The organism is Actinomadura atramentaria DSM 43919 (genome assembly GCF_000381885.1).
In the GTDB taxonomy this organism is placed as follows: domain Bacteria; phylum Actinomycetota; class Actinomycetes; order Streptosporangiales; family Streptosporangiaceae; genus Spirillospora; species Spirillospora atramentaria.
Genome location: NZ_KB907211.1, coordinates 505,535 through 532,072, shown reverse-complemented (window position 1 = coordinate 532,072; position 26,538 = coordinate 505,535). Strand labels below are relative to the sequence as shown.

Annotated in this window: 29 protein-coding genes; 14 read left to right on the top strand and 15 right to left on the bottom strand. The window is 73.9% G+C overall.

The genetic code is table 11. The features are described from left to right. Positions 1-56 precede the first annotated feature (56 nt). Genes G339_RS0113020 through G339_RS0113010 form a run of 3 tightly spaced genes read right to left on the bottom strand, consistent with a single transcriptional unit; the run spans position 57 to position 1,359 of the window. Complete coding sequence (locus G339_RS0113020; protein WP_019631524.1) at positions 57-242, bottom strand: DUF397 domain-containing protein; 186 nt, start codon at positions 240-242, stop codon at positions 57-59. 38 nt (positions 243-280) lie between these two features. After that, positions 281-490 carry a DUF397 domain-containing protein gene (locus G339_RS0113015; protein ID WP_019631523.1) on the bottom strand — a complete coding sequence of 70 codons (210 nt, stop codon included), beginning with the start codon at positions 488-490 and terminating at the stop codon, positions 281-283. 14 nt (positions 491-504) lie between these two features. Next, on the bottom strand, positions 505-1,359 hold the full coding sequence (locus tag G339_RS0113010) for a helix-turn-helix domain-containing protein (protein WP_019631522.1): 855 nt from the start codon (positions 1,357-1,359) through the stop codon (positions 505-507). A gap of 195 nt (positions 1,360-1,554) precedes the next feature. Here G339_RS0113010 and G339_RS36630 point away from each other — a divergent pair, with 195 nt between their 5' ends. Both G339_RS36630 and G339_RS36625 read left to right on the top strand, forming a co-directional pair. Next, complete coding sequence (locus tag G339_RS36630; protein ID WP_019631521.1) at positions 1,555-2,124, top strand: ATP-binding protein; 570 nt, start codon at positions 1,555-1,557, stop codon at positions 2,122-2,124. A gap of 26 nt (positions 2,125-2,150) precedes the next feature. Next, complete coding sequence (locus G339_RS36625) at positions 2,151-2,447, top strand: hypothetical protein (protein WP_157407549.1); 297 nt, start codon at positions 2,151-2,153, stop codon at positions 2,445-2,447. A 4-nt stretch (positions 2,448-2,451) separates the two neighbouring features. On the opposite strand, the gene G339_RS0112995 is transcribed toward G339_RS36625, so the two are convergent. The 9 genes from G339_RS0112995 to G339_RS0112955 all read right to left on the bottom strand — a co-directional run bounded on the left by G339_RS0112995 (position 2,452) and on the right by G339_RS0112955 (position 13,302). After that, the gene (locus G339_RS0112995; protein WP_157407548.1) at positions 2,452-4,131 is read right to left on the bottom strand and encodes a bifunctional 3'-5' exonuclease/DNA polymerase; all 1,680 of its coding nucleotides are present in this window, start codon (positions 4,129-4,131) and stop codon (positions 2,452-2,454) included. 562 nt (positions 4,132-4,693) lie between these two features. Continuing rightward, positions 4,694-5,188, bottom strand: coding sequence for a DUF4234 domain-containing protein (locus G339_RS0112990; protein ID WP_019631518.1), 495 nt, complete (start codon positions 5,186-5,188; stop codon positions 4,694-4,696). A 143-nt stretch (positions 5,189-5,331) separates the two neighbouring features. Further along, positions 5,332-6,870 (bottom strand): metallophosphoesterase family protein, encoded by a 1,539-nt coding sequence (locus G339_RS0112985; RefSeq protein WP_019631517.1) that lies wholly within the window; start codon positions 6,868-6,870, stop codon positions 5,332-5,334. 120 nt (positions 6,871-6,990) lie between these two features. Beyond that, positions 6,991-8,607, bottom strand: a complete 1,617-nt coding sequence (locus G339_RS0112980) for a solute symporter family protein (RefSeq protein WP_019631516.1) — start codon at positions 8,605-8,607, stop codon at positions 6,991-6,993. Continuing rightward, positions 8,604-8,996 (bottom strand): DUF485 domain-containing protein, encoded by a 393-nt coding sequence (locus tag G339_RS0112975; protein WP_019631515.1) that lies wholly within the window; start codon positions 8,994-8,996, stop codon positions 8,604-8,606. Before G339_RS0112975 ends, G339_RS0112980 begins: the two co-directional genes overlap by 4 nt. Positions 8,997-9,155: 159 nt before the next feature. Next, positions 9,156-9,554, bottom strand: a complete 399-nt coding sequence (locus G339_RS0112970; RefSeq protein WP_019631514.1) for a YccF domain-containing protein — start codon at positions 9,552-9,554, stop codon at positions 9,156-9,158. Between the two features lie 942 nt (positions 9,555-10,496). Beyond that, on the bottom strand, positions 10,497-10,685 hold the full coding sequence (locus tag G339_RS33510; RefSeq protein WP_019631513.1) for a hypothetical protein: 189 nt from the start codon (positions 10,683-10,685) through the stop codon (positions 10,497-10,499). Positions 10,686-10,801: 116 nt separating this feature from the next. Further along, positions 10,802-11,689: a diacylglycerol/lipid kinase family protein gene (locus G339_RS0112960; RefSeq protein WP_019631512.1), complete on the bottom strand. Its 888-nt coding sequence runs from the start codon at positions 11,687-11,689 to the stop codon at positions 10,802-10,804. 2 nt (positions 11,690-11,691) lie between these two features. Beyond that, positions 11,692-13,302, bottom strand: a complete 1,611-nt coding sequence (locus G339_RS0112955) for an FAD-binding oxidoreductase (protein WP_033323026.1) — start codon at positions 13,300-13,302, stop codon at positions 11,692-11,694. A gap of 71 nt (positions 13,303-13,373) precedes the next feature. On the opposite strand from G339_RS0112955, the gene G339_RS0112950 reads away from it, so the two are divergent. From G339_RS0112950 to G339_RS0112935, 4 genes are all read left to right on the top strand, one after another. Beyond that, positions 13,374-13,946, top strand: a complete 573-nt coding sequence (locus G339_RS0112950) for a TetR/AcrR family transcriptional regulator (RefSeq protein ID WP_019631510.1) — start codon at positions 13,374-13,376, stop codon at positions 13,944-13,946. Next, positions 13,943-15,475 (top strand): glycerol-3-phosphate dehydrogenase/oxidase, encoded by a 1,533-nt coding sequence (locus G339_RS0112945; RefSeq protein WP_019631509.1) that lies wholly within the window; start codon positions 13,943-13,945, stop codon positions 15,473-15,475. Before G339_RS0112950 ends, G339_RS0112945 begins: the two co-directional genes overlap by 4 nt. A 122-nt stretch (positions 15,476-15,597) precedes the next feature. Then, entirely contained in the window at positions 15,598-16,500 is a 903-nt protein-coding gene (locus G339_RS0112940) for a sucrase ferredoxin (protein ID WP_019631508.1), read from the top strand. A 183-nt stretch (positions 16,501-16,683) separates the two neighbouring features. Next, positions 16,684-16,980 carry a WhiB family transcriptional regulator gene (locus G339_RS0112935; protein ID WP_021600082.1) on the top strand — a complete coding sequence of 99 codons (297 nt, stop codon included), beginning with the start codon at positions 16,684-16,686 and terminating at the stop codon, positions 16,978-16,980. 221 nt (positions 16,981-17,201) lie between these two features. On the opposite strand, the gene G339_RS0112930 is transcribed toward G339_RS0112935, so the two are convergent. Then, a complete protein-coding gene (locus G339_RS0112930) occupies positions 17,202-17,828 on the bottom strand; it encodes a phosphoribosyltransferase (protein WP_019631507.1) in 627 nt (208 codons plus the stop codon). 95 nt (positions 17,829-17,923) lie between these two features. On the opposite strand from G339_RS0112930, the gene G339_RS0112925 reads away from it, so the two are divergent. Beyond that, a complete protein-coding gene (locus tag G339_RS0112925; protein ID WP_019631506.1) occupies positions 17,924-18,331 on the top strand; it encodes an ankyrin repeat domain-containing protein in 408 nt (135 codons plus the stop codon). A 6-nt stretch (positions 18,332-18,337) separates the two neighbouring features. Here the strand turns inward: G339_RS0112925 and G339_RS0112920 are convergent, their stop codons facing one another. Together G339_RS0112920 and G339_RS33505 are read right to left on the bottom strand one after the other, a co-directional pair. Next, positions 18,338-19,288 (bottom strand): phosphotriesterase family protein, encoded by a 951-nt coding sequence (locus G339_RS0112920; RefSeq protein ID WP_019631505.1) that lies wholly within the window; start codon positions 19,286-19,288, stop codon positions 18,338-18,340. A gap of 60 nt (positions 19,289-19,348) precedes the next feature. Next, positions 19,349-20,449 carry a YihY/virulence factor BrkB family protein gene (locus G339_RS33505; protein ID WP_019631504.1) on the bottom strand — a complete coding sequence of 367 codons (1,101 nt, stop codon included), beginning with the start codon at positions 20,447-20,449 and terminating at the stop codon, positions 19,349-19,351. Positions 20,450-20,656: 207 nt separating this feature from the next. On the opposite strand from G339_RS33505, the gene G339_RS38755 reads away from it, so the two are divergent. The 7 genes from G339_RS38755 to G339_RS0112890 all read left to right on the top strand — a co-directional run bounded on the left by G339_RS38755 (position 20,657) and on the right by G339_RS0112890 (position 26,508). Beyond that, positions 20,657-20,803 (top strand): hypothetical protein, encoded by a 147-nt coding sequence (locus G339_RS38755; protein ID WP_157407546.1) that lies wholly within the window; start codon positions 20,657-20,659, stop codon positions 20,801-20,803. A gap of 299 nt (positions 20,804-21,102) precedes the next feature. Then, a complete protein-coding gene (locus tag G339_RS0112910) occupies positions 21,103-22,755 on the top strand; it encodes a nitrite/sulfite reductase (RefSeq protein WP_019631503.1) in 1,653 nt (550 codons plus the stop codon). Between the two features lie 56 nt (positions 22,756-22,811). After that, positions 22,812-22,976: an Insertion element protein gene (locus G339_RS40395; protein ID WP_084693221.1), complete on the top strand. Its 165-nt coding sequence runs from the start codon at positions 22,812-22,814 to the stop codon at positions 22,974-22,976. Beyond that, positions 22,973-23,683, top strand: coding sequence for a phosphoadenylyl-sulfate reductase (locus G339_RS0112905; protein ID WP_019631502.1), 711 nt, complete (start codon positions 22,973-22,975; stop codon positions 23,681-23,683). Before G339_RS40395 ends, G339_RS0112905 begins: the two co-directional genes overlap by 4 nt. 29 nt (positions 23,684-23,712) lie before the next feature. Beyond that, complete coding sequence (locus tag G339_RS0112900) at positions 23,713-24,438, top strand: CbiX/SirB N-terminal domain-containing protein (protein ID WP_019631501.1); 726 nt, start codon at positions 23,713-23,715, stop codon at positions 24,436-24,438. Between the two features lie 204 nt (positions 24,439-24,642). After that, the gene (locus G339_RS0112895; RefSeq protein WP_019631500.1) at positions 24,643-24,906 is read left to right on the top strand and encodes a hypothetical protein; all 264 of its coding nucleotides are present in this window, start codon (positions 24,643-24,645) and stop codon (positions 24,904-24,906) included. Positions 24,907-24,978: 72 nt separating this feature from the next. Then, the gene (locus tag G339_RS0112890; RefSeq protein WP_051107821.1) at positions 24,979-26,508 is read left to right on the top strand and encodes a flavin-containing monooxygenase; all 1,530 of its coding nucleotides are present in this window, start codon (positions 24,979-24,981) and stop codon (positions 26,506-26,508) included. The last annotated feature ends 30 nt before the right edge of the window (positions 26,509-26,538 follow it).

The window sequence follows — 26,538 nt, the reverse complement described above, 5'->3', positions numbered from 1 at the left end:
CGGGTCATGGACGAGGCGCGCACCGGGGGTGCGCGCCTCGTGTCGTGCGGGGGTGCTCAGGTCAGGTCGAAGGCACCGGCCTTGACCAGCCGGAGGAAGCCGGTCCAGCGGGGTCCGGGAAGGGCGAGGACGGGACCGTCCGGGTCCTTTGAGTCACGCGCCAGCCCGCGCGGCCCGGCGGCGGCGACCTCGACGCAGTCACCGCCGCCGTTGCCGCTGTAGGTGCTCTTTCGCCACTCCATCGGTGCCCCTCTCGTTCGGCGGCCGACCGCCGGACGGGTCAGCCCCGGTCGAAGTCTCCGGCCTTGATCCGGCCCAGGAAACTCCCCCAGCGGTGAGAGTCCACAGCCAGCACCGGACCCTCGGGGTCCTTGGAGTCACGCGCCAGGCTCAGCCCACCCGCAGCGGCCACCTCGACGCAGTTACCGCCGCCGTTACCGCTGTAGCTGCTCTTGCGCCACGCGATGCGACCGGCTCCGAGCTTCGCCATCCCGTGTACCTCTTTCACTTGCTCGTCAGTTTTCCGGCCAAGTTGCGGATCAGCGCCGCGCTGTCCGAGGTGTTGAGCGCCGTGGCCTGAAGGTGTTCGTAAACCACCCTACCGTGAGCGGTCTCGGCGAGCTTTTCGTAGTACTGGCAGCCTCCGAAGTGCTCGACGTAGAGGATGTCGGGGTAGCCGTCGAAGTTGAACAGCACGAACGGTCCATCGAAGGCCATGTAGGACGCCGCGCGGAACGGGATCACCTGGATCGACACGTTGGGGAGCATGCTGAGGTCGAGCAGATGCTCGTGCTGCTCGCGCATCGTCTCAGCACCGCCGATCAGACGATGCAGAGCGCCCTCTTCGATGATCTGGAACACCTGAAGCTGGTCGGCGGCGTCCGTGAGGCGCTTCTGCCGGGCCACCCGGGCTTCCACCGCCCGCTCGACCTCCTCAGTAGTCCGAAGTTCGGTTGACGTCCGCAGCACCGCCCGCGCATAGCTCTCGCACTGGAGCAGCCCAGGGATGAGCTGGACCTCGTAGCTGCGGTACTGCTGCGCTTCGGCCTCGAAGGCGAGGTAGTCGGAGAAGCCGGGCTTCAACACGCCCTGGTACGGCTGCCACCAGCCCTGCTTGCGTGCGTCGCGGGCGAGCTGGATGAGGTTCGCTCGCTGTTCGCCCTCGATCTTGTACTCCTCGCAGATCTCCATCACCTCGCCGACCGTGACCCGCACTTTCGCCGTCTCGATGCGGCTGAGCTTGCCGCCGTCCCAGCCCAGAAGCGCTGCGGCCTCCGCGCCCGTCATGCCCCGTTCCTCCCGGAGCGCTCGCAACTCGCGGGCGAGGCGGCGCCCCCTGATCGTCGGGATGTAGGCCATGAGATCTCCTCCCTAACAATTTGCGGAACCGATTGCACGATCTTGAAACTTGGTAGACGTTGGTCACTGTACGGCTCCGGAGCGTGCTCGTGATGGCTCTTCAACAAATTGGCCTACATGAGATGTGAGCGGGGTCGACACCCGCCGTCGTCGTGTCGGCAAGTCGTCGCACGGCGTCCCGAACGGAGGAGAACGATGCACCGGCAACGTCAGCAGGACCCGTCGCAGCAGCCCCCCGACCCGCGTCCCCCGACCGGCAAGTCCGTTCCGCCCGACCGTCCGACGTCGTTCTTCGTGGAGGACCTGACCCTGGCGGCCACCGCGTCGGCGGGGTTCTGGGCGCGGCGAGCGGCGGCGGTGGCGCTCGGCCGGTGGGGCGTCACCGAGCCGGACGTCCGCGAGGCGACCGGGATCGTCACCGCCGAACTCGTCGCGAACGCGGCGACCGCGTCCGCCGACTTCGCCGACCCCGTGATCCGCTTCCGGATGACGACGGACCCCGCGCGCAGCCGCGTGCTCGTCGCCGTCTGGGACCGCAGCATGGCGGTGCCCGTGCAGCGGCCCGTGGACCTGACGGCGACACGTGGCCGTGGCCTGCTCATGGTCGCGGGCTACAGCCGCCGCTGGGGCTGGTACCGCGCCGCGCACTCCGCGCGGATCGGGCCGTGGCCGGAGCCGTCCCCCGAACAGGCGGAACTGATGTGCCCGGGGCCCTACGGCAAGGTCGTCTGGGCGGACGTCCCGGTCGCGCCCGCCGCCCCGTGAACCCCGCGGCGAGCCCGGGGAGCCCGGTGGACGACCACGTGACGCGGAGCCGGGCGGAGCGGCGGGCGGCGATGTGCCGCCGCCTGAGCGCGGTGGACGGGACGTCCGAAGTCCGGATCGGCTGGATTCACGACGTGTTCGTCAGCACCGAGTACGACGGCGTGCCCGGCGTCACGCTGCCGATGACGATGCTGCGCGGCGACGGCGACGTCTCGACCCTGCTGCTGTGGATGCCCGTCGACGGGGTGCCGGAGCTGCGGGCGGTGCTGCGGAAGCTGGAGTCGTCCCGGTTCCGGCGCGCGCTGCGCGGGCTGCGCCGGTGAGCCGCTATTTGGCGTCGGCGTAGCAGTCGACGGTGGCGGTTTCCATCGGGAAGACGACCGGGGTGCCGGGGAAGAGGAGGTCGCGGGCCTCGGCGGCGGATTCGTGGACGGCGGTGGTCACCGCGGCGGCCAGGGGTTCCGGGGTGTGGACGATGACCTCGTCGTGCTGGAAGAACACCAGGCGCGGCGGGCCGAGGGCGGTGAGGCGGCGGCGGAGGGCGCCGAGGAGGGCCAGTGCCCAGTCGGCGGCGGTGGCCTGGACGACGAAGTTGCGGGTGAAGCGGCCCCGGCTGCGCAGCGCCGCCGCCGCGCGATCGCCGCCCGCCGCCGCCAGCTCGCGCCAGCCGTCCGGGGGCGGCGGGCAGGTGCGGCCGAGGCGGGACCGGACGAGATGGCCGCGCTCCCCCTCCCGCGCGGCGGACTCCACGAACTCGAACGCGGCGGGGAACCGGTTGCGCAGGACGGCCAGCAGCGCGGTCGCGTCACCCGTGCCGCCGCCGTACATCGCCGAGAGCAGCGCGAGTTTCGCCTGGTCGCGCGGGGCGACGGGGCCGCCGGACGGGAACGCCCCGGCGAGCGCGGCATACAGGTCGCCCGCCGCGGCGGCGGACGCGAACGCGCGGTCGCCCGCGAGCGCGGCGAGGACGCGCGGTTCGAGCTGCGCGGCGTCCGCGACGACGAGCTTCCAGCCGGGATCGGCGACGACGGCGCGGCGCAGCGTCCGCGGGATCTGCAGCGCGCCGCCGCCGTGCGCCGCCCAGCGTCCGGACACGACGCCGCCGACGACGTACTCGGTGCGGAACCGCCCGTCGCGGACCCACGCGTCGAGCCACGCCCAGCCGTGCGCGGTGTGCAGCCGGGCCAGTTCCTTGTACTCCAGCAGCAGCGGGACGGCCGGGTGGTCGACCTGCTTGAGGACGTGCGCGCGCGTGGACGCGACCGGGTGCCCGGCCGCCGCGAACGCCTTGACGAGCTGCGCCGGGGAGTCCGGGTTGACGCGCGTACCGCCGCCCGTGCCACGGCCCGCGCCACGGCCCGTGCCACAGAACGCGGCGTCGATGCGGTCGGCCAAATCCTGGAGGCGCTTGGGTCGCATGCCGTGCGCGGGACGCGGCCCGAGCAGCTCGGTGAGCAGCGCGTCGTGGCGCTCGGCGGACCACGGCAGCCCGTCGGCGGCGAGTTCGGCGGCGACGAGCCCGCCCGCCGACTCGGCCGCCGCCAGCAGGGCGAACCCGGGCAGGCCGGACATCCGGCGGCGCTGGTCGGCGTGGACCTCGACGATGCGGTCGAGGTCGTCGGGTTCGGCGGCGGTCTCGAACAGCGAGCCCTGCGGGGTCTCGTCGGCGAACGGCGGCGGGTCGTCCGGGACGGGCTCGCCGCGCAGCCGCGCCGACGCCGCCGCGACCGACCGCGGCTCGCCGTACCGCCCGGCGTGGCCGAGCAGCAGCGACTCGACCAGTTCCAGGTCGTGGCAGCGCGCGACGCGGACGCCCGCCCGCAGCAGGACGGGGTACAGCCGCGCGGTGCGCGCCCACACCCAGCGCGGGGCGTGCGCGCGCTCGCGCCCGGCGACGGCCGCCGCGAGGTCGGCGACGGGTTCGGGCGGCCCGGCGGCCGCGCCGTCCTCGGCGAGCGGACGCAGCACACCAGCCCCGTCCGCCCCCACAGCCACCGCGATCCGCACCCGCGCATTGTCGCGCCCCCCTAAGACAAAAACGCGTCCGGCCCGGCCGCCCAGGGGGCGGCCGGGCCGGACGCAGAGGCGCGCGGCCGACCGCGCGGGGCGAACACGGGTCACATGCCGATCACCAGGCCAGACACGGGCCGCGCGGGCCGCAACACCGAGACTCCGGGCTGGCACGAGTCATGCGGCCGAGCGCGGGGACGGACGCGAGGCCGCGCGGGCGGCGGCGCAGGAGCGCCGATCGCGCACCCACGTCTCGGACGCCGCACGCGGCACCTGACCAACCGCACGGCAAAACAGAACACGTCTGACCCGGCCACCCGGAAGGCGGCCGGACCGAACGCGAAGGTGCGCGGCCGACTGCGCCAGCGCACCGGACCGAACGCGGGTCGCGCGGCCGACTGCGAGGGCATCTGACCGGCCGCGCGGCAGAACAGAACGCGTCCGGCCCGGCCGCCCGGAGGGCGGCCGGGCCGGACGCGAAGGGGCGCGGGGGACTGCGCCAGGGCGCGCGGCCGATGGTGAGGGCGTCGGCCGGGCGCGGAGTCCGCGCGGGTGGGGATCAGGCCGCGAGGGAGACCTGCTGGCCCGCCGGGGTGTCGCCGTAGCGGTCGACGATCTTGTTCAGCTCGATCTGGTAGTAGAGCATCCCAAAGCTGAAGATGCCGAGCAGGAACGCCATCCCGCCGCTGCACGTCGGCTGGAGGCCCGCCGCGCGCTGGGCCTGCGCGATGCGGCCCGCGAGCTTGAGGTAGGTGATGAGCGGCCAGATGCCGAGGGTGATGAACCCGAAGATCAGCGACAGCAGCGCGCCCGTCGCGGCGTCACCGGTGCGGCGGTCGAAGTTGAACAGCTCGTTGTGGACCTTGAAGTACCAGACGAGGTTGTAGATGCCGAGGGTGATCAGCGGCAGGCCGAGCCAGACGCCCACCGGGTTGCGGCGCTTCATGTTGAGTCCGGCGGCGACCGGCGCGGGGGCGTGCTGCGGCGCGGGGACGGGCGCGCCGCCGCCCTGGGCCTGCTGGTACGGCTGCTGCCCCTGCTGGGGGTGGCTCATCATGCTCTCCTGAACGCGGTCATAACCTGGCCGACCGTCCGGTGTCGCCGGTCATCCGTTGCTTGGTCGAGGGATGACTGTATTGGAGGGGACCGTCCGCGTACGTGGAAAAAGCCGCAAAACTCCGAGATTCCGACTTTTCGTTACCTGGTCGTTCCCCAGACGAGCGGGACCCGCACCTCGTCCTCCAGCGGCGGGTTCGCCTCGTGGTCGCCGCAGCCGCTCACCCCGAAGCAGCGAATCCGCAGCTCACCGGCCGTCACGTCGAGCCGGAGCAGGCTTTTGAAGAACGGCGGGCTGTCCCAGTCGGCCAGCTCGGAGCGGAACCACTGCGGGACGCGCCGCACCGGCAGCCGCAGGAAACGCGGTCGGCGGCGGCGCCCGCGCGGGACGCCCAGCAGCGCCGCGACCAGCAGCGCGCGCCGCGACGGGCGGTCCTCGTCGTCGTAGTCGCGCGCGGGCCGGATGCCGAGCCGGTGCCGGATCGCGGCGGTCGCCTCGCGCGGGGTCAGGTCGAACAGGCCGGGCATCCGCGTCCAGTGCCCGTACAGCTTGGCGTAGCGCGACAGCGAGTCGCCGCGCAGCGGGTAGCAGCGGAAGTCGTCCTCGTCCACGGCGGTCGTGCGCCGGATGACGTGCGTGGCGTGCATGAACGCGCCGCCGCCGCCCGCGACGACGTACTGGATCGTCCGGCCGCCGACGCGGACCGGGTACCGCTGGTAGTTGTGGATGTCGCCGCCGATCGCCGCGACGTAGTTGTTGACCGGGTCGCGGACGATCTCGTCCACCGTCCCGCCGCCCTCGATCGGGCCGGGCCGGTGCTGGTCGTCCACGATCAGCGGCTTCCCGGTGACCAGCAGCTTCGGCTTCGGCCCGGCCGAGACGCCGCGCAGCCACGCGCCCTGCTCGCGGTCCAGGTCGCCGGTGATGCCGGTGTCGATGCCGACGATCCGCAGGTCGGGGGTGTCGATGGCCCAGTACGGGCCGGGCTGGACGGCCCGCTGGCCCGGTTCGCCGCGGTGCTCGGCGCGCGCCTCGTCCAGGACGGCGTCGGGCACCTCGCGGGCCGTCCGCCACAGCAGCCGGGCCAGCCACGCGAACGGTCCTCGGAACGACGCGGCCCCGTGGTCGGTGCGCAGGTCGCAGAAGACGCGGACGAACCCGCGCAGCCCGTCGTACCAGTCGTGGTTCCCCGGCACCGCGAAGATCGGCCCCGGATAGGACCGGTACGGCCGGAAGAACTTCTCCGGATAGTCGCCCGAATCGCCCGTCGGGTAGATGACGTCGCTGGCGATCACCATGAAGTCCGTGCCCGCGCCGACGCGCTCCAGCGCCGGGACCACCGCGTACTGCGACCGGTCGCCCTCACCGGTGTCGCCCATCAGGACGAACGAGAACTCCTCGGCGGACCGCTGGAGCGTGAACGCGGCGGGCGTCCCGCGTTCGGCGAGCGCCGCGACCCACGCGCGGCGCGTGTCGTCGGTCGGGTCGCCGAACACGCGGGCGACGAGGTCGTTGCGGGACCGCCACAGCACCGACGGCCGCCACCAGAACAGCCGCCGGGTGCGCGGCGGGACCAGCTCCTCGAACCGCCCGGGGCTGCCGCAGACCCAGCCGGCGCCCGCCTCCGACGTCCGCGAGCTGCCCGAGGCGGGTGCGCCGAGCGCGTCCGAAGAGGGCACGGGTCAGCCTCCGGGGGTGAGGGGGACGTGCCCGCCTCCGCAGGGGAAAGGAGGCGGTACCCGGACACGCCGGGCACCGCCACTTTTCCCCGCGGGCCTGCGCCCGTCAAGCCGTTCCGGCTAGTGCGCGCCGCGGCCGGTGAGGGCGCGGACCTCCAGTTCGGCGAACCGCTCGTCCGTCCGGGATTTGGACAGCAGCGTCCCGGCCACCGCGCACAGGAGACCGATCGGGATTGACAGCAGGCCCGGGTTCTGGAGCGGGAACGGCGCGACGGTGTCGGCGCTGAACAGCGCGTCCGCGTTGCCCTTGGGGAGCGTGTCGGACGCGCCGCCCCAGCAGATCGGGCTGAGCAGGACGAGCCCGACCGCCGCGACGAGCCCGCCGTAGATCCCGGCGAGCGCCCCGGCGGTGTTGAACCGCCGCCAGAACAGCGACAGCAGCAGCGTCGGCAGGTTCGCCGACGCGGCCACCGCGAACGCCAGCGCCACCAGGAACGCGACGTTCAGCCCGCGCGCGAAGATGGACAGGACGATCGCGACGGCCCCGATGACGATCGCGGAGAACCGGGCCGCGCGGACCTCGTCGCGCTCGGTGGCCTTCCCGCGCTTGAGGACGTTGGCGAACAGGTCGTGCGCGAACGACGAGGACGACGCCAGCGTCAGGCCCGCCACGACCGCGAGGATCGTCGCGAACGCCACGGCCGCGATCACGGCGAGGAACACCGCGCCGCCCGTCGAGCCCGCCCCGCCGCCCAGATGCTCCGCGAGCTGCGGCGCGGCGGTGTTGCCGCCCTTGTCCTGCGCGGCGATGGCCTTGCCGCCGACGAGCGCGGCGGCCCCGAAGCCGATGACGAGCGTCATCAGGTAGAACACGCCGATGATCCCGATCGCCCAGTTGACGGACGCGCGCGCGGCGCGGGCGTTCGGGACCGTGTAGAAGCGGATCAGGATGTGCGGGAGCCCGGCCGTGCCGAGGACGAGCGCGAGGCCCAGCGACAGCAGGTCCAGCTTCGACCAGGCGTCCGTCGCGCCGTACTTCAGGCCCGGCTTCAGGAACGCGTCGCCCTTGCCGCTGCGGTCGGCGGCCGCGCCGAGCAGGTCCGACAGGTCGAAGCCGTACTTGGCGAGGACCCAGACCGTCATCACGAACGCGCCGATGAGCAGCAGGACGGCCTTGACGATCTGGACCCAGGTGGTGCCCTTCATCCCGCCGACCGTCACATAGAAGATCATCAGCGCGCCGACGACGACGATCGTCCAGATCTTGGCGGCCTCGCCGGACGTGCCGAGCAGCAGCGACACCAGCGCGCCCGCGCCGACCATCTGCGCGAGCAGATAGAAGATGGACACGACGATCGTGGAGATGCCCGCCGCCGCGCGGACCGGCCGCTGCCGCATCCGGAACGCCACCACGTCCGCCATCGTGAAGCGGCCCGAGTTGCGCAGCATCTCGGCGACGAGCAGCAGCGCGACGAGCCAGGCCACCAGGAAGCCGATCGAGTACAGGAACCCGTCGTAACCGGACAGCGCGAACATGCCCGCGATGCCGAGGAACGACGCGGCCGACATGTAGTCGCCGCCGAGCGCGAGGCCGTTCTGCAGCGGCGAGAACGAGCGGCCGCCCGCGTAGAAGTCGGCGGCGGTGCGCGTCTGGCGGCTCGCGCGGACCGTGATGAAGAGCGTCAACGCCACGAACACGGCGAACAGGACGACGGAGATGGTGCGCTGCTCGGTCACGGGGTCTCCTCCCCCACGGCGGCGGCGAGGGGTTCCAGCGTGCGGCGCGCGTACCGCTCGTAGGCCCACGCGATGAGGAAGGTGGACAGGAACTGCAGCAGGCCGAACACCAGCGCGACGTTCACGTGGCCGACGACCTTCGCGCCCATGAACCCGCGCGCGTACGCCGACAGCACGACGTACAGCAGGTACCAGACGAGGAAGGCCGCGGTCGCGGGGAGCACGAAGCGGCGGAACGCGGTCCGCAGGCGCTGGAACTCCGGCGTGCCGTCGAGCGCGGCGAGGGCCGCGGGGTCGGCGGCGGGCGGATCGGGGCGGTCGGACGGCTCTGGGGGTCGGGTCGGCTCGGTCGTCACGTCTACCTCCGGCGGGATCGCCTCCGGCGCCATCCGGCGATGGTAACTCCGGGTGACGCCGCGCGGACCGTCCGGGTCCGCTCGATCATCAGATCAAGCGGCCGAACGGTTCGTGGAGGGGTGCGGGCGAGCCGCAACAGAACTGAGACCTGGGTCACATGGCCGGGTTCGCCCTGACTTGACCGTCCGGTTTCAGTCGACGGCGAAGCCCCGCCGGTCGTCCGCCGGGACGATCTCGCGGCCCAGCGGCAGCAGCGAGACGCCGATGAGCTTGAAGTTCGCGATGCCGAACGGGATGCCGATGATCGTCACGCAGAGCGCGATCCCGGTGAGCAGATGGCCCAGCGCCAGCCACCATCCCGCGAAGACGAGCCAGATCACGTTCCCCACGCACGACGCCGCCCCGGCGTCGTCGCGCCGCACGACCCGCTGCCCGAACGGCCACAGCGCGAACGCGGCGATCCGGAACGACGCGATGCCGAACGGGATCGTGATGATCAGGACGCAGCAGATGATCCCCGCGACGACGTAGCCCAGGGCCATCCAGAACCCGGCGAGCACGAGCCAGATGAGGTTGAGGAGAGTGCGCATGGGTCTCATTGTGAGGGCACGGCACCCCCACGGCCGCAAGCCACGAGCGCCCCACACCCGAACAAGGACGGAGACCACGGGCGTTGCCCAGCGTGCGCACGGCCGCGAGCAACGCGGAGAGTCACACCGCAGCGAAGCGCCAGCGAACGAGAACGCCTCCTCCCCACCACGGGAGCGCAGGGCCACCCAGTGTTACGAGCAATAACCACGGGGGCCTACACCCGCGCAAACGCCAAACCCCGGGGGTGCCCGGCGGCCGGGCGCACGCAGCGCCAGCGAGCGAGGACGCATCCTCCCGCCACGGGAGCGCGGGGCCCCAGTGCTACGAGCAACAACTGCGGGGGACTGCACCCGCGCAAGCGCGAACCCCGGGGGGTTACCCGCGGGCGCACGGCCGCGAGCCGCCAGGCGAGCGGCCGGGCGCGCGCAGCGCGAAGGGCCGCACCGCAGCGAGCGCCAGCGAGCGAGGATGCGGCGCTTCGCGCCGCGGGGGGCGTGGGGGGTCGCCCCCCCACAATGAAACGCGGCCCCCTGGTACGGAGGCCGCGTTTGTTGATCCGCGCCTGTTCTGCCCGTGGGCCGGGTCGCCGGTCAGGGACCGTCGGTCGTCGGCTGCGGGCGCGCGTCCGCGGCCTGCGCGGTGGGCCGCCGGACGGGAACGGGCCCGGCCGCGCGAGGCGGCCGGGCCCGGCTGCGCGCGGCGGGGTCCGGAGCCACCCCCGTAGGCTCCGCATCCGCCGCGGCGGGGCGGCCTGCGGGCGTCATGAGTCCCCCCAGAACGGCGTGTGAGCGCCTTCTCATGATGCCTCCTGCAGACGGCCCTAAAGCCCCTCAACACGGGACTTACCAGGAACGCTAGCGGGGGCCGTGTCATGCGGGCGTAAACCGCCGCGCAGGCGACGATCAAGATTCCGGCGGGCGCGGCGAACGGCCGCTGAACGCTCAAGCGGTGCCGCCCGGCCGCTCGCCTGGCGGCTCGCGGCCGTGCGGGTGGGCGCGGCTCACGCACATGAACGCGGAAAGCAGCGCGCGGGCCGGGATGCGGCCGCGCGGGCGCGGGGAGTCCAGGCGCGGCATGCGGCGTCCGGGCGCGCGCGTGGGCGCGTGGGTGACGCACTCGGCGGCGAACACCAGCTCCGCGGCGTCCGGGCGCGCGTGGGCGCGCTCGCGACGAACCGGCGCGCGCCGCCCAGGTTCGCGGCGTCCGGGCGCGCGCGTGGGCGCGGGAGTGCGGGAGGTCCGGGTGTTCAGGCGCCGATGATGTTCAGGGCGCCTGGAAGTACCTTCGCCGTGACCGGGAGGACCCCCGGAAGCTCGCCGTCGGCGCCGTAGGGGAGTTCCCGGGCCGGGTCGGCGAGTTCGATGCGGACCTCGCGGCCTTGGAGGACGCGGACCTGGGGGCGGCGCAGGTGGCGGCCGTCCTCCAGTTCGCGCATGACGTTGAAGAACATCGTCTTCGGGCCGTCCGCGACGAGGACGACGTCCAGGAGCCCGTCGTCCACGCGCGCGCCGGGGGCGACGTGGCGGCCGTAGCCGTAGTAGCCGGAGTTCGCGGCGATGACCGTGTAGCCGCGCTCGCGGTACTCCTCGCCGTCCACGGTGACGCGGTAGTCGGCGGCCCGCCAGCCGAGGACGGCGCGCAGCGCGCCGACGTAGTACGACGCCGAGCCGCGCAGCCGGGACCGGTTGGCGTTGCGGTTGGCGACGGCGTCCACGCCCGCGTAGACGCTGCCGAGCACGGGTTCCCCGTTGGCGGAGATCGCGTCGACCGGGCGCGCGTCGCCGTGCAGGAGCAGGTCCGCGAGCGCGGCCGGTTCGCCCGGCAGGCCGAGCTGGCGGGCGAAGTCGTTGCCGCGTCCGGCGGCGACGATGCCGAACACCGCGTCCGTCCCAACGAGCGCGCCGCCGACGCGCCCGACCATGCCGTCCCCGCCGACGCCGAGCACCACGTCGCCCGCGCGGGCGGCGGTGCGGGCGAGTTCGGCGGCGTGCTCCAGCCCGCGGCTGTACTCGACGGCGACCGCCGCGCCCGCGTCGCGCAGCAGCCGGGTGAGCGGCAGCAGCCGCGCGCTCGCCGCCGCCCCGCCCGCGGCGGGGTTGACGACGGCCGTGAAGCGCCGGGGGGAGGCGGTCATGGCTACTCCTTCGGGGCGGGCGGGACGAGGATGCCGGGGTTGAGCACGCCCGCCGGGTCGAGCCGGTCCTTGACGGCCCGCAGGACGTCCGCGCCGAGCGGCCCGATCTCGCGGGCGTACCAGTCGCGGTGGTCCGAGCCGACGCCGTGGTGGTGGCTGATGGTGCCGCCCGCGGCGAGGATCGCGTCGTTGGCGGCGTGCTTGGCCTTCGCCCAGTGCGCGACGGGGTCGTCGGCGCCCTGTGCGGAGACGACCGTAAAGTACAGCGACGCGCCGGTTTCGTACACGTGCGAGATGTGGCACATGACGAGCGGCGGGGTGCCCGCGCCGCCGAGCGTGTCGGTGAGGGCATCGCGGACGGCCGCGTACAGCGCGGGGATCTTCGACCAGAACGCCGCCGTTTCCAGCGTTTCGACGAACGCGCCGACGTCCAGCAGCGCGTCCCGCAGATACGGCGCGTTGAAGCGGCCGTGCTCCCACCGGTCCCCGGGCTCGGCCCCGAGCGGTTCCCCGCCCGCCGCGGCGAGGCGCGCGGCGGCGAGGCCGCGGGCGGCGTCGATCTCCTCGGGCGTCCCCTCGAAGCCGATGACGGCCAGGCAGCCCGCGCCGCCGGCGAGCGCGGACCCGATGGCGGCGGGGTCGGCGAGGCCGATCGCGGTCTCGGCCTCGTCCGAGAGCCGCAGGACGGACGGGCGCGGGCCGTCCTGGGCGATGCGGCGCAGCGCGGCGGCCCCGGCCGCGAACGTCGGGAAACGCCAGCCCTCGTACGCGGCCCCGGCGGGCAGCGGCCGGACGCGGACGGTCACCGAGGTGATCACCCCGAACGCGCCCTCGGAGCCGAGGACGAGCTGCCGCAGGTCCGGCCCGGCGGCCGAGCGCGGCGCGCGCCCGAGGTCGAGGTCGCCCTGCGGCGTCGCGGCGGTGAGGCCGACGACCATCTCGTCGAACCGCCCGTATCCGGCGGACGCCTGCCCGCTGGAGCGCGCGGCGGCGAACCCGCCGATGCTGGCCCACTCGTAGGACTGCGGGAAGTGCCCGAGCGTGTAGCCGCGCTCGCGGAGCAGCGCCTCGGCGGCCGGAGCGCGCAGGCCGGGTTGCAGGACGGCGGTGCGCGACTCCTCGTCGAGGTCGAGCAGGGCGTCCATCCGCCGCAGGTCGAGGGCGACGAACGGGCGTTCGCCCGCGTCGGGCGCGAGGCCGCCGACGACGGACGTCCCGCCCCCGAACGGCACGACGGCGATGCCGCGCTCGGCGCAGCGCCGCAGGACGGCCGACACCTCGTCGTGCGAGCCGGGCAGCACGACGGCGTCGGGCGCGGCGGCGGCGTCGCCCGCGCGCATCCGCAGCAGGTCGGGCGTGGACTTGCCGCGCGTGTGGCGGACGCGGGCCTCGGCGTCGGTCTGGACGTTGCCGACCCCGACGATCGCGGTGAGCGCCGCGAACGCGTCGTAGTCGAGCCGGGCCGGGGGCGGCGCCACGTCCTCCAGCGCGGGCCTCGACACGGGCGGCCGCGCGTCGCCGGTGCGGACGCCGAGCAGGTCGCGCAGCAGGCCGGTCACGGCGTCCGGCAGCGGCGCCGCGGCGGCGGGGTCGCCCCAGCCGCTCCAGAGCATGTCGGCGATCGTCACTGCGTCCTCCTCGGTCCGGTCGCCCCGGTTCGGGCCTGTGCCTTACACTGTGACATATGACGTCGAATCGTCACAACAAGACCGACGAGGACGCCGTCCTCGACGCCGCCCGCGACTGCGTGCTGGCCGTCGGGGTCCGGCGGACCACCCTCACCGACATCGCCCGCCGCGCCGGGGTGTCCCGGATGACGCTGTACCGGCGCTGGCCCGACGTGCGGACGATCGTGGGCGACCTCATGACCCGCGAGTGGACCGCGCTCGCCGGGGACGTGGACATCGAGGCCCCCGGCGCGCTCCGGGACCGGCTCGTCGCCGCACTCGTCGAGGGCGTCGCCGCGTTCCGCGCGCACCCGCTGCTGCGCAAGATCCGCGAGGTCGACCCGGAGATGCTGCTGCCGTACGTCCTGGACCGCGTCGGCGCGACCCAGACCCGGTTCCTCGAACTGTTCGAGACCGCGCTGCGCGCCGGGCACGCCGACGGGTCCGTCCGCCCCGGCGACGCCGCCGCGCAGGCGCGGTCGCTGCTGCTGGTCGTGCAGTCCTTCGCGCTGTCCGGCCCGACCGTGCTCGGCGAGGACGTCCTGGACGCCGAGCTGCGCCACATCCTCGAAAGGACCCTCGCGCCGTGACCTCCCTCCCCCGCGCCTCCTCACTCAACGCCGCGCGGCGCGCCCGCGACCTGGCCGCGCTGCCCGGCGAGGTGGTGGACGTGCTGGTCGTCGGCCTCGGCGCGACCGGCGCGGGCGTCGCACTGGACGCCGCAGCGCGGGGGTTCTCCGTCGCCGCGATCGACGCGCGGGACCTGGCGTTCGGCACGTCCCGGTGGAGTTCCAAGCTCATCCACGGCGGACTGCGCTACCTCGCGTCCGGCCGGATCGCGGTCGCGCACGAGAGCGCCGTCGAGCGCGGCATCCTGATGACGCGGACCGCGCCGCACCTGGTGCGCGCGCAGCCGTTCGTGCTGCCGCTGGCCGCCGCCGTCAGCCGCGCGCAGGGCGCGGTCACCGCGACCGGGCTGCTGGCGGGGGACGCGCTGCGCGCCGCCGCCCGCACGCCCCGGTCCGTCCTGCCCGGCCCCCGGCGGCTGTCGGCGGCCGAGACGCTGCGGCTCGCGCCCGCGCTGGCCCCGGACGGCCTGCGCGGCGGCCTGCTGTCGTGGGACGGGCGGCTCGCCGACGACGCGCGGCTCGTCACCGCGATCGCCCGGACCGCCGCCGCGCACGGCGCGCGCGTCCTCACCCGCTGCCGGGCGCTGGCGCTGACCGGCGACGGCGCGCGGGTTCGCGACGAGCTGACCGGCGCGGAGTTCGACGTCCGCGCCCGCGCCGTCGTCAACGCCGCCGGGGTCTGGGCGGGCGGGCTGGTGGACGGCGTCTCGCTGCGGCCGTCGCGCGGCACGCACCTGGTCGTGCGGGACGCGAGCCTGGCCGGGACGAGCGCCGGGATGCACGTCCCGATGCCCGGCTCGGCGGACCGGTTCGTGCTCGTCCTCCCGCAGGGCGACGGCCGGATCTACGTCGGCCTCACCGACGAGCCCGCCGACGGCCCGGTGCCGGACGTGCCCGAGCCGACGCCCGGCGAGATCGGGTTCCTGCTGGACGTGCTCGGCTCGGTGCTGGCCCGGCCCGTCCGCGCCGCCGACGTCGTCGGGGCGTTCGCCGGGCTGCGCCCGCTGCTGGACGGCGGGGCGGGCGCGACGGCCGACCTGTCGCGGCGGCACGCGGTGCTGACGTCGCGGGACGGGGTCGTCACGGTCGTCGGCGGCAAGCTCACGACCTACCGGCGGATGGCGGCGGACGCGGTGGACGCCGTCCTGGCCGGGGGCCGCCTGGCCGGGCCGCCGTCGCGGACGGACCGCATTCCGCTCGTCGGGGCCGCCGACGCCGCGTCGCTCGCCAGGCTGGACGCGCCCCGGCGGCTCGTCGCCCGGTACGGGACGGAGGCCCCGCTGGTCGCCGCCCTCGCCGCCGACGACCCGGCGCTGCTGGAGCCCGTCGTGCCCGGCTCGGCCGCGCTCGGCGTCGAACTGGCGTGGGCGGTGCGGCACGAGGGCGCGCTGACGGCCGGGGACCTGCTCGACCGGCGGACCCGCATCGGCCTGGTCGCCGCCGACCGCGCCGCGGCCCTCCCGGCGGCGGAAGCCCTGCTGGCGAGGTGAGGTCCGCGGTCCGGCGGGTAGGACGCGTCTCACCTGGGGCCGGTGTGACGCGGGAGCTGAGGTTACCCTAACCTAATTTCATCGCCGGTCCGGCGGGGGAAGCTGACGGGGGGAAGGTTCCGGTGACGCGCCAGAAGAGTTGCGACCATTGCCCGGGTAGCCACTCGGGCGAACGGCCGTGCCTGGCGAGCGCCACGACCGGCGCCCGCGCCTGGCTGCTCGTCGAGCACCCCGGGCCGTGGCCCGAGCGCGTCGAGCGGCTCCCGGACGGGCCGGTCGCGGACGCGGTGCGCGCCGCGCAGGCCGCCGGGGTGCGGCCGCAGCTCATCCGCAGGCCGGGCCGCCGCCGCGCGGTCCCGCCCGTCCAGGTCTACGCGGGGTGCTCGGCGGGGCCGGACGTCTGGCTGGAGGGCCGCGAGCTGGCCGATCCCGCCGAGCTGGCCCGGCTCGACCTCGCCGCGCTCGCCGCCGGGCGCAGCCCCGGGCTCGGGGCGCGGGTCGCCGACCCGGTCCTGCTCGTCTGCGCGCACGGCCGCCGCAACGTCTGCTGCGCCCGCACCGGCGGGCCGCTCGCCCGGACGCTCGCGGGGCGCTTCCCCGGGCTGGTCTGGGAGACCACGCACGTCGGCGGCGACCGGTACGCCGCCAACCTCGTCTGCCTGCCGCACGCGCTGTTCTACGGCGATCTCGGGGCTTCCGAGGCCGTCGCGGCGGTCCGCGCGTACCTGGACGGCGAGGTCGTCCTGGACCGGCTGCGCGGGCGCGCGGGCCGGCCCGAGGCGGTGCAGGCGGCGGAGCACTTCGTCCGGGCGCGGACGGGCGTTCTCGGGATCGACGGGGTGCGCGTCGAAACACTGACCGGGACTTCTCCGTATGAAGCGGTCGTATCCGCCGGAGACAGTCGATATCGCGTCGTCGTGGAGCGCACGACGTCCGCGCCGCCCTGCGGTCCCGGCTGTCAGGAGAACCTGGAAACCTACATTGTTAGGGACCTCACCCTTCTCAACGCGGCTGCCCTCGTGTAATCTCTCGAAGGCCCCATTCGGTGGGCTTCCCCGTCGCTCGGCCCCAGGTTCCCGGATCATCGGGCGGGGAACAGAGCGGCAACTTCAGACGTTGGACCATTCGGCGCTTCGGACGCATCACGGGCGAAGCACGTCGAGCGTCCATGTCCGCAATTGCTCGAAACCAATCAAGGTGGGTGTTCCATGGCTCAGGTACGTCGGCAGGCAAACCTCCCTCGTCCCAGCTGGGGCTGGCAGGACGCCGCGGCGTGCCGGGGAGAAGACCTCGTGCTCTTCTTCGGCCCCGACGGCGAGCGCCAGCCCGAGCGCGAGATCCGCGAGCGCAAGGCGAAGCAGATCTGCATGGGCTGTCCCGTCCGTACGGAATGCCTGGACTACGCCGTCTCGCGGCCCGAGAAGTACGGCACGTGGGGCGGTCTCAACGAGGACGAGCGCGCCTCCGAGCGCCGTCGCCGGATGCGTCGCGCGAACGCCGCCTGACGGCCCGCGCGGCGGTGCGGCCCTCCGCCGCTCCCGGCAGCACCCCGGCACGCCACCGGAAAAAACGTTACGGCCCCGCCATCCGCGGGGCCGTTCGCGTACCCGGGTGATATATGGGCGCGGGATCGCGGAGATCATCGCGCCATACCGCATCGCTTACTTACGCGCGGGCCATTTCACGGAATCGAAAGAACTGTTTTCCGCGCGGGCGCGGGCCCGGCTCAGGAGCGCGCCGCGCGGAGCGCCGCCACGACTTCCGCGTCGGTCGTCTGGGCGAAGTCGGCGTACCACTCGCCCACCGCGTCGAAGGGCTCGGGTTCGGCCACGGCGACCACCTCGTCCGCGTCCTCCCCGAGGGCCCGGAGCGTGTCCGGGGCCCCGACGGGCACCGCGAGCACCAGCCGCCGCGGCTCCCCCGCCCGGACGGCCCGCAACGCGGCCCGCGCCGTGGCGCCCGTGGCGACCCCGTCGTCCACCACGACGACGTCCCGCCCCGCGACCTCCGGCGCGGCCCGATCCCCCCGATAGGCGGCCACCCGCCGCCGGAGCTCGGCCCGCTCGGCCTGGACGGTGGCCTCGACGTCCTCCGGCGACAACGCGAACTGCGCGAGCAACCGCCGGTCCAACACCGCCTCACCCCCCTCGGCCACCGCCCCGGCCGCCAACTCGGGCTGCCCGGGCACCCCGACCTTCCGCGCCACGAGCACGTCAAGCCCTCCACCGAGCACCCGAGCGACCTCCGCCGCCACAGGAACCCCACCCCGAGGCAACCCCAGCACGAGCGCCCCCTCGAACGCCCCGAGCTCCCCAGCAAGCACCCGCCCAGCAGCAACCCGATCCTCGAACATGCCCGAAGCCCTACCCCTGACCACGACGAACCACCACGCTGGGGAGTCAAGGACATGCAGTCACGGCACGGCCTCGGCCGTGCGGGGGAGGTTCGATGGCCGAGTTGGACCGCGTGGGACGCGACGTCCTGCACTATGCGGCCCTGGAGGACGACGTCCCGCGGCTGCGCGAGCGGCTCGCCGCCGGGGTCGACCCATCGCTCCCCGACCGCGCGGGCTGGACGCCGCTGCACTTCGCCGCGCAGGACGGGTCCGTCGAGGCCGTCACGGCGCTGCTGGCCGCCGGAGCGCAAGTCGACGCGGTGAACGAGCGGGGCCAGACGCCGCTGTGGCTCGCGGTGATGAACAGCGGCTCGGCCCCGGACGGCGCGATCGTCCGGCTGCTGCTGGCACACGGCGCCGACCGGGATCACCAGAGCGTCGACGGCATCTCACCGCTCGAGCTGGCGCAGAACCTCGCCGGGTTCCCCGTCGCCTGGCTCACCGACGGCGGCAAGACCTGATTCGAGTCAGCCGACGAGCCAGGTCAGGGGGTTGTCGCGGGTGAGTTTGGTGAGGGTGGGTTCGTCTGCGCCGGCCTCGCGGAGGGCCGGGAGGAAGGTGTCGAAGGTGTAGGCGTAGCCGTGGCCGCCGTAGCGGGTCACGTGGTCCATGCGGGAGATGCCGGTGCTGAGGAGGATGCGGTCGGCGTGGCCCGCGTCCAGGAGTTCGAGGACGGCGCGGACTCGGGCGTCGAGGGCCTCGGGGTCGCCCGCGGCGAGGCCGAGGGAGCCGAAGGAGACGTACGCGCCGCTCTCGGCGATCTTGCGGGTGGCGGCGGGGTCGTCGGCGCGGTCGCGGCGGCCGACGGCGATGCGGGACGGGGCGACGCCCGCCGCGGTGAGGATGTCCAGTTCGGCGAGGGCGGCGCGGCCGCGGGCCGCGACGGCGAGGCCCGAGTAGCGGGCCGCCCGGGCGCAGGCGCGCAGGGCGCGCTCCTCGTCGGGCGTGGGCGCGTCCGACCAGGCCCCGACCTCCCCGATGACGCCGGGCAGCGAGCCGGTGCCGTCCATGCCGAAGCCGATCTCGGCCAGGAGGCGTTCGGCGAGCTGCTCGACGTCGGTGTCGCGGACGTGCGCGGGGTGGAACGGCTCGGCGAAGTAGCCCGCCGAGGCGACGACGGCGACCCGCGACCCGGCGCTGATCCGGGCGAGCGTCGAGGCGTTGCGCCCCATGCCGCCGCAGGTCAGGTCGACGACGAGCCCCAGCCCGTGGTCGGTGCGCAGCCGGGTGAGCTCGGTGGTGACCGCCTTCTCCTCGTCCAGCCAGCGGTCCGGCACGGACTCGGCCTTGGCGGGGCGCGACGGCCACCGCAGGTCGAGCTGGAGGTGCTCGTGGGCGAGCACCGGGCCGGTGACGGCGGACGTCGGGATCGTGCCGGTGACGGTGCGCAGCCGCCCGGGCTCCTCACGAGGGGTCATGTAAGGCGAGATTACGACATGTTTGGCCATATCAGACTGGATATGGCGTTTGTTTTTACCCTAGATCGGGGCCGGTCCCCCATCGCCGGACCGACCGCCTGAATCATGGATGGCACGGGCGCGCGCGGTGTCCGCGCTCGGCCACCGCCGGTCGATCTCGGCGTTGAGCGCCGCGCCGATCAGCACGGCGAGCGCGGCGACGTACAGCCACGCCAGGACGGCGATGGCGGCGGCCAGCGAGCCGTACACCGAGACGCCGCTGAGCGACCCGGCGAGGTAGATCCGCAGCGCGAAGCTCCCGATCACGAGGATGACGAGCGCGACGGCCGCGCCGGGGACCTCGCGCCACCAGGCCGTCCGCGCGGGGACGCTCATGTGGTACAGCAGCGCGAGGAACAGGATCGTCAGCGACACGACGACGGGCCAGTACAGCGGGTCCACGAACGCGTTCCCGTCCGGCAGGGCGCGCTTGGCCAGCGACGGCCCGGCGACCAGCAGCGGGATCACCACGACCATCGTGACGAGCCCGAGGATGTAGAGCAGGAACGCCCGCACCCGCGTCCGCACGACGCCGCGGATGCCCGACAGCCCGTAGGCGATGGTGATCGTGTCGACGTAGACGTTCGTGGCGCGCGACCCCGCCCACAGCGACAGCAGGAAGCCGATCGACACGATGTCGGGCCGCCCGCCCTTGATCACGTCGTCGATCAGCGGGACGACGACGCTGTCCACGGCCGGTCCGGTGAGGACGCGGTGCGCCTGGTCGATCACCCAGGTGCGGCTCTCGGCGACGGTCTGCGCGCCGAGCAGCCCGGTGAAGTGGCCCATCGTGCCGACGAGCCCGATCGCCAGCGGCGGCAGCGACAGCAGCGCGAAGAACGCCGCCTCGGCCGCCAGGCCGGTCACGCGGTAGCGGAACGCGGCGACGGCGGTCTGCCGGACGAGTTCCCACACGACGCGGGCGGCGGTGCGCGCGCCGGTCCGCAGCCGTCTCCGCTCGGCGATGTCGCCCCCCTCGTCCTGCCCCTGACCGCCGTGCCCCGGATCGCCGTGCTTCGGATCGCCGTGCCCCGGATCGCCGTGCTTCGGCGGGTCCTGCCCCTCGGACGAGGGGGCGGTCGGCCGTCCCTGCGGGCCGGGAGTTCCCGAAACGGTGGTCACAGCGCCTCACGGTAGGGGGTGTCGTGGCTGATTATTTCGCTTTGTGGTGGTTCTTATGGTTCCTTCCGCGTGCCGTGCGCCGGGCGGCGGCCCGCGTGATCGTCTCTACCCCGGTTCGACGGCCGCCACCGGGCGTCCGCCCATGATCACCGCGGATCACCGGGGGCGGCGTCCGGGGCACCGGGGACGATCGGTGACAATGGACGGGTGATCTGCGAAGCGTGCCGGGAGCACCGCCACGGCGACTGCCGGGGCGGCTCGTGGTGCGACTGCCAGCATCAACCCCCGCCCGACGACGAGCCGGACGAGGAACGGGCGGCCGAACCGCCGGTGAACTGGAGGCGGCAGGGATGAGGCTTCTCACCCGTCCGCATTCCGGACACAACTGGACAGTGAGCGGACGCGCGTGTCAAAGTTCTGGCATGACTGCTGCGGACCCGCTGCTGGTGATGCGCCGGCACGTCGACTTCCTCCGCGTCCGCAGCGCCATCTGTCTGTGACGCCCCGACCACGCCCCCACCGTTGACCCCATCGTGCAACCTCGGGCGCGTGGCGCATCGGCGTCCACTGTGACATCACCCTGCTCAACGTAGAGCCGGCAGCGACACACCGCCGGTGCGCTACGCGTCCTCCACCGGATTAGGACGCGCGCCGTGCCACCTGCGACCAAGCGCAAGCGAGGCGAGGGCCAGTGGGCCCTCGGCTACCGAGAGCCCCTCAACAAGAACGAAGAGAACAAGAAGAACGACGACGGGCTGAACGTCCGCCGGCGCATCATCGACGTCTACTCCAAGGCCGGCTTCGACTCGATCGACCCCGCGGACCTGCGCGGGCGGTTCCGCTGGCTGGGCCTCTACACGCAGCGCCGGCCGGGCATCGACGGCGGCAAGACCGGCGCGCTGCCCGACGAGGAGCTGGACGACCGCTACTTCATGATGCGGGTCCGGATGGACGGCGGCCAGCTCTCGGGGCCGCAGCTCCGCACGCTCGCGGACATCTCCGTCCGGTACGCGCGCGGCACGGCGGACGTCACCGACCGCCAGAACTTCCAGTACCACTGGATCCGCATCGAGGACGTCCCCGCGATCTGGGACGCCCTGGAGGCGGTCGGCCTGTCCACGATGGAGGCGTGCGGCGACACCCCCCGCACGATGATCGGGTGTCCGCTCGCGGGGATCGCCGAGGACGAGCTGCTGGACGCGACCCCGCACCTGCGCGAGGTCCACGACCGGTTCATCGGCTCCCCGGAATTTTCCAACCTGCCCCGCAAGTTCAAGACGGCCATGAGCGGCTGCACCGCGCACTGCACGGTCCACGAGATCAACGACATCGCGTTCGTCGGCGTCCGCAACGAGGACGGCGAGCTGGGCTACCAGCTCTTCGTCGGCGGCGGCCTGTCCACCAACCCGATGTTCGCCAAGAGTCTCGGGGTGTTCGTGAAGCCCGAGCAGACCGCCGAGGTCTGGAAGGGCGTCATCTCGATCTTCCGCGACTACGGGTACCGGCGGCTGCGCAGCCGCGCGCGCCTGAAGTTCCTCGTCGCGGACTGGGGCGCGGAGAAGTTCCGCGAGGTGCTGGAGAAGGAGTACCTGGGCTTCGCGCTGCCGGACGGCCCCGAGCCGGACGCGCCGCTGCCCCGCCGCGACCACGTCGGCATCCGCCGTCAGAAGGACGGCAACTACTACGTCGGGTTCGCGCCGCGCGTCGGCCGCCTCAACGGCGAGCTGCTCGGCGTGATCGCGGACCTGGCCGACCGGTACGGGTCCGGCCGCGTCCGCACGACGACCGAGCAGAAGATGGTCATCCTCGACGTGCCCGAGGAGAACACCGAGCCGCTCGCCGCCGCGCTCGCCGAGCACGACCTCCAGGTGCGGCCCTCGACGTTCCGGCGGCACGCGATGGCCTGCACCGGCATCGAGTACTGCAAGCTCGCGATCGTCGAGACCAAGCAGCGCGCGATGGACCTCGTCGACGAACTGGAGAAGCGCCTCCCCGACTTCGACCAGCCGCTGTCGATCAACGTCAACGGCTGCCCGAACGCGTGCGCCCGCATCCAGGTCGCCGACATCGGGCTCAAGGGCCAGCTCGTCGTGGACGAGAACGGCGACCAGGTGGAGGGCTTCCAGATCCACCTCGGCGGGCAGCTCGGCGCGACGTTCGGCAAGAAGGTCCGCGGGCTCAAGACCACGTCGGACGGCCTCACCGACTACGTGGAGCGGGTCGTCCGCAACTACGACGCGCAGCGGGCGGACGGCGAGACGTTCGCCGCCTGGGCGCGGCGCGCCGACGAGGCCGACCTGAAGTAGCCAGCCGCCGGGGCGTCCTCCGCCCCGGCCCCGGAACCCCGTGGAGGGAGATCCTCATGAGTGAGCGTGCCGCTCCCTTCTACTGCCCCTACTGCGGCGACGAGAACCTCGTGCCGCTCGAAGAGGAGGGGGCGTGGTCGTGCCGTGACTGCGTCCGCTCGTTCCGGTTGAAGTTCCTCGGTGTTGGAGCGCCCCAGCCTGCGAAGGAGAATCCCCGGTGACCCTGCTGGAGATCGACAGACCCACCCTCGATCTTGAAGACATCGTCGAGTCCGCCGCCACGGCCCTGGAGGGCGCGCCCGCCCTCGAGGTGATCCGGTGGGCGTCCGCGACGTTCGGCGACCGCATCTGCCTCACCTCCTCCATGTCGGACGCGGCGCTCATCCACCTGGTGTCGAAGGTGAAGCCCGGCATCGACGTGCTGTTCGTGGACACCGGCTACCACTTCGCCGAGACCATCGGCACGCGGGACGCGGTGGAGGCCGTGTACCCGGTGAACGTCATCAACGTGACCCCGTCGCGGACCGTCGCCGAGCAGGAGGCGGCGCTCGGGCCGCGCCTGCACGGCCGCAACCCGGACCTGTGCTGCCACCTACGCAAGGTCGAGCCGCTCGGCCGCGCGCTGGAGGGCTACATGGCGTGGTTCAGCGGCATCCGGCGGGACGAGACCGCCAGCCGCCGCGACCGCCGCGTCGTCGAGTGGGACCGCAAGCGCGGGATGGTGAAGGTCAACCCCATCCTCGACTGGTCGCAGGAGGACATGGACAACTACATGGCCGACAACGGCGTCCTGGTCAACCCGCTGCACTACGACGGCTACCCGTCGATCGGGTGCGAGCCCTGCACGAGCCGCGTGGAGCCGGGCGCGGACCCGCGCAGCGGGCGGTGGGCCGGGATGGGCAAGACCGAGTGCGGCATCCACCTGTGACCCTGGGTCCACGGGTTCCGCTGGTGGCGGTGGCGCACGGGAGCCGTGACCCGCGCGCCGCCGCCACGGTGGCGGAGCTGGCGGCGGCGGTGCGGGCGCTGCGGCCGGACGTGCCCGTCCACGCGGCGTTCCTCGACCACGCCGCGCCCGCGCCGGACCGGGTGCTGGCGGGGCTCGCGGCGGACGGCGCGGGGACGGCCGTCGTCGCGCCGCTGCTGCTCACCGCCGCGTACCACAGCAAGACCGACATCCCCGGCGTGCTGGCGCGGGCGCGGCGGGCGCACCCGCGGCTCGCGGTGCGGACGGCCGCGACGCTCGGGCCCGACGCGCTGCTCGTCGCGGCGCTGGAGCGGCGGCTCGCCGAGGCGGGCGTCGCGGCCGGCGACCCGGACACGGCGGTGGTGCTCGTCGCGGCCGGGTCGAGCGACCCGGCGGCCAACGCGTGCGTGCGCGACGTCGCGCGCGCGTGGCGGGCACGGGGCTGGCGGGACGCGGTGCCGGCGTTCGCGTCGGCGGTCACGCCCCGGCCCGCCGCGGCCGTCGCCGCGCTCCGCGCCGCGGGCGCGCGGCGGGTGGCGGTGGCGTCGTACTTCCTCGCGCCGGGGCACTTCGCGGACAAGGTCCGCGCGGAGTCGCTCGCGGCGGGGGCGGACGCGGTGTCCCCGGTGCTGGGGGCGGCCCCCGAACTGGCGGAACTCGTCCTGACGCGCTACACGGAGGCGTTGGGCGTCCCCGCCTCCGCGCAGGCCGGCTGACCCCGAAGCGAGCGCCCGGCCGCTCGCTGGCGCTCGCGGCCGTGCGCGTGGGCGCGCCGGACGCCGTCGGTTCCGTCAGAACCGTGCGCGTGGGGGCGCGGCGGATGCCGTGGGTTTCTTCGCGGCCGTGCGTGGGGGGGCGGGGCTTCTTTCGCTCGGGGGGTGCGGTCACATATCTGGTCTTCGGTGGGGTAGGCGGGCGGCATGGGTGAACGTGATGAGGTCGGGCACGAGCCGCCGCCGGAGGAGACCGACGACGCGTGCTGGGCTCCGGTGAACCGGGGGTCGGACGCGCGGGGGCGGACGGTGCCCGGGACGGGGACGCCGGGGACGAGCGCCACCGGCGTGCCGGACGTGCGGACCGACTGGTCGCCGCCGGACGCGGACTGGCGCGCGCCCTGGTGGGAGTCGCTGCCGCCGGACACCGAGGGGGTCGAGCGCGCCGAGCGGGAGGACGACTCGTGGTGACCCCCGGCACCCTATTGACGTAACGTCTAATTCGTCGCTACCTTCGGTTCGGCCCCCGGTCGAAGGAGCACGATGGCCCCCTCCCCCGCTCCCGCGCGGCGCCCCGTGAGGCCCGACCACGAGGTTTTGATCGTCGGGGCCGGGTTCTCCGGGCTGTGCGCCGGGATCATGCTGCGGCGGGCGGGCGCGCGCGGCGGCCCGCGCGACTTCGTGATCGTGGACGCCGCGCCGAGCGTCGGCGGCGTCTGGCGGCACAACACCTACCCGGGCGTCGCGGTGGACGTCCCGTCCGCGACCTACAGCTACTCCTTCGAGCCGAACCCCGGCTGGACGCGGACGTTCGCGCCCGGCGCGGAGGTCCGCGCGTACGCCGAGCACTGCGCCGACGAGTACGGCCTGCGCCCTCACCTGCGGCTGAACACGCGCGTCGAGCGGGCGGTGTTCGACGAGGACGCCGACGTGTGGCGCGTCACGACGGATCGGGGCGAGCTGACGGCGCGGTTCGTCATCGGTGCGGTCGGCCCCCTCGACCAGCCCAAGAACCCGGACATCCCGGGCCTCGAAGACTTCGCGGGCACCGTGCTGCACACGGCCCGCTGGGACCACGCGCACGACCTGACCGGCCGCCGCGTCGCGGTGATCGGGACGGGCGCGTCGGGGCTCCAGGTCGTCCCCGAACTCGCCGGGCGCGCCGCGCAGCTCGACGTGTACCAGCGCACGCCGATCTGGGTGTTCCCGAAGGTGGACGTCCCGATCGCGCGGCCCGTCCGGGCGCTGTTCAGGACGTTCCCGCCCGCGCAGCGGCTCGTGCGGCTGGTCACCGCCGCCGCGTCCGAGGCGATCATGGTGCTGGGGATCGTCCACTACAGCAAGGCCCCGTTCCTGGTGCGGGCCGTCGAGGGAATCTGCCGCGCGCACCTGCGGCGGCAGGTCCCCGACCGGGCGCTGCGGCGCAGGCTGACGCCGCGCTACGGGTTCGGCTGCAAGCGGCCGTCGTTCTCCAACCGGTACTTCCCGGCGTTCAACCGGCCGGACGTCGAGCTGGTCACCGACCCCATCGAGCGGATCACCGAGCACGGGATCGTCACGCGCGACGGGACGGAGCGGCCGGTGGACACGCTCGTCCTCGCGACCGGGTTCAAGGTGCTGGAGATCGGCGCGATGCCCGCGTTCCCCGTCGTCGGGCTCGGCGGCGTCGAGCTGGGCGCGTGGTGGGACGAGCACCGGTACCAGAACTACGAGGGCCTGTCGGTGCCGATCGCGCCGAACTTCTGGCTGATGAACGGGCCGTACACGGTGACGGGCGCGTCCTGGTTCTCGATCATCGAGGCGGGCGCGACGCACGCCGTCCGCTGCATCCTGGAGGCGCGCCGCCGCCGGGCCCGCCGGATGACGGTGAAGCAGGGGCCGCACGACGCGTTCACCGCCGAGATGCGCCGCCGGATGAAGGGCACGATCCTCGCCCAGCCGTCGTGCGCGCGGTCCAACTCGTACTACTTCGACCGGCACGGCGACTCGCCCTACGTCCGACCCCAGTCGGGCCTGCACGTGTGGCGGCGGGCGCGCACGTTCGACCTGGACGACTACGCCTACCGGCTCTGACCGCCGGAGACACCACCCTCTCGAAAGGAC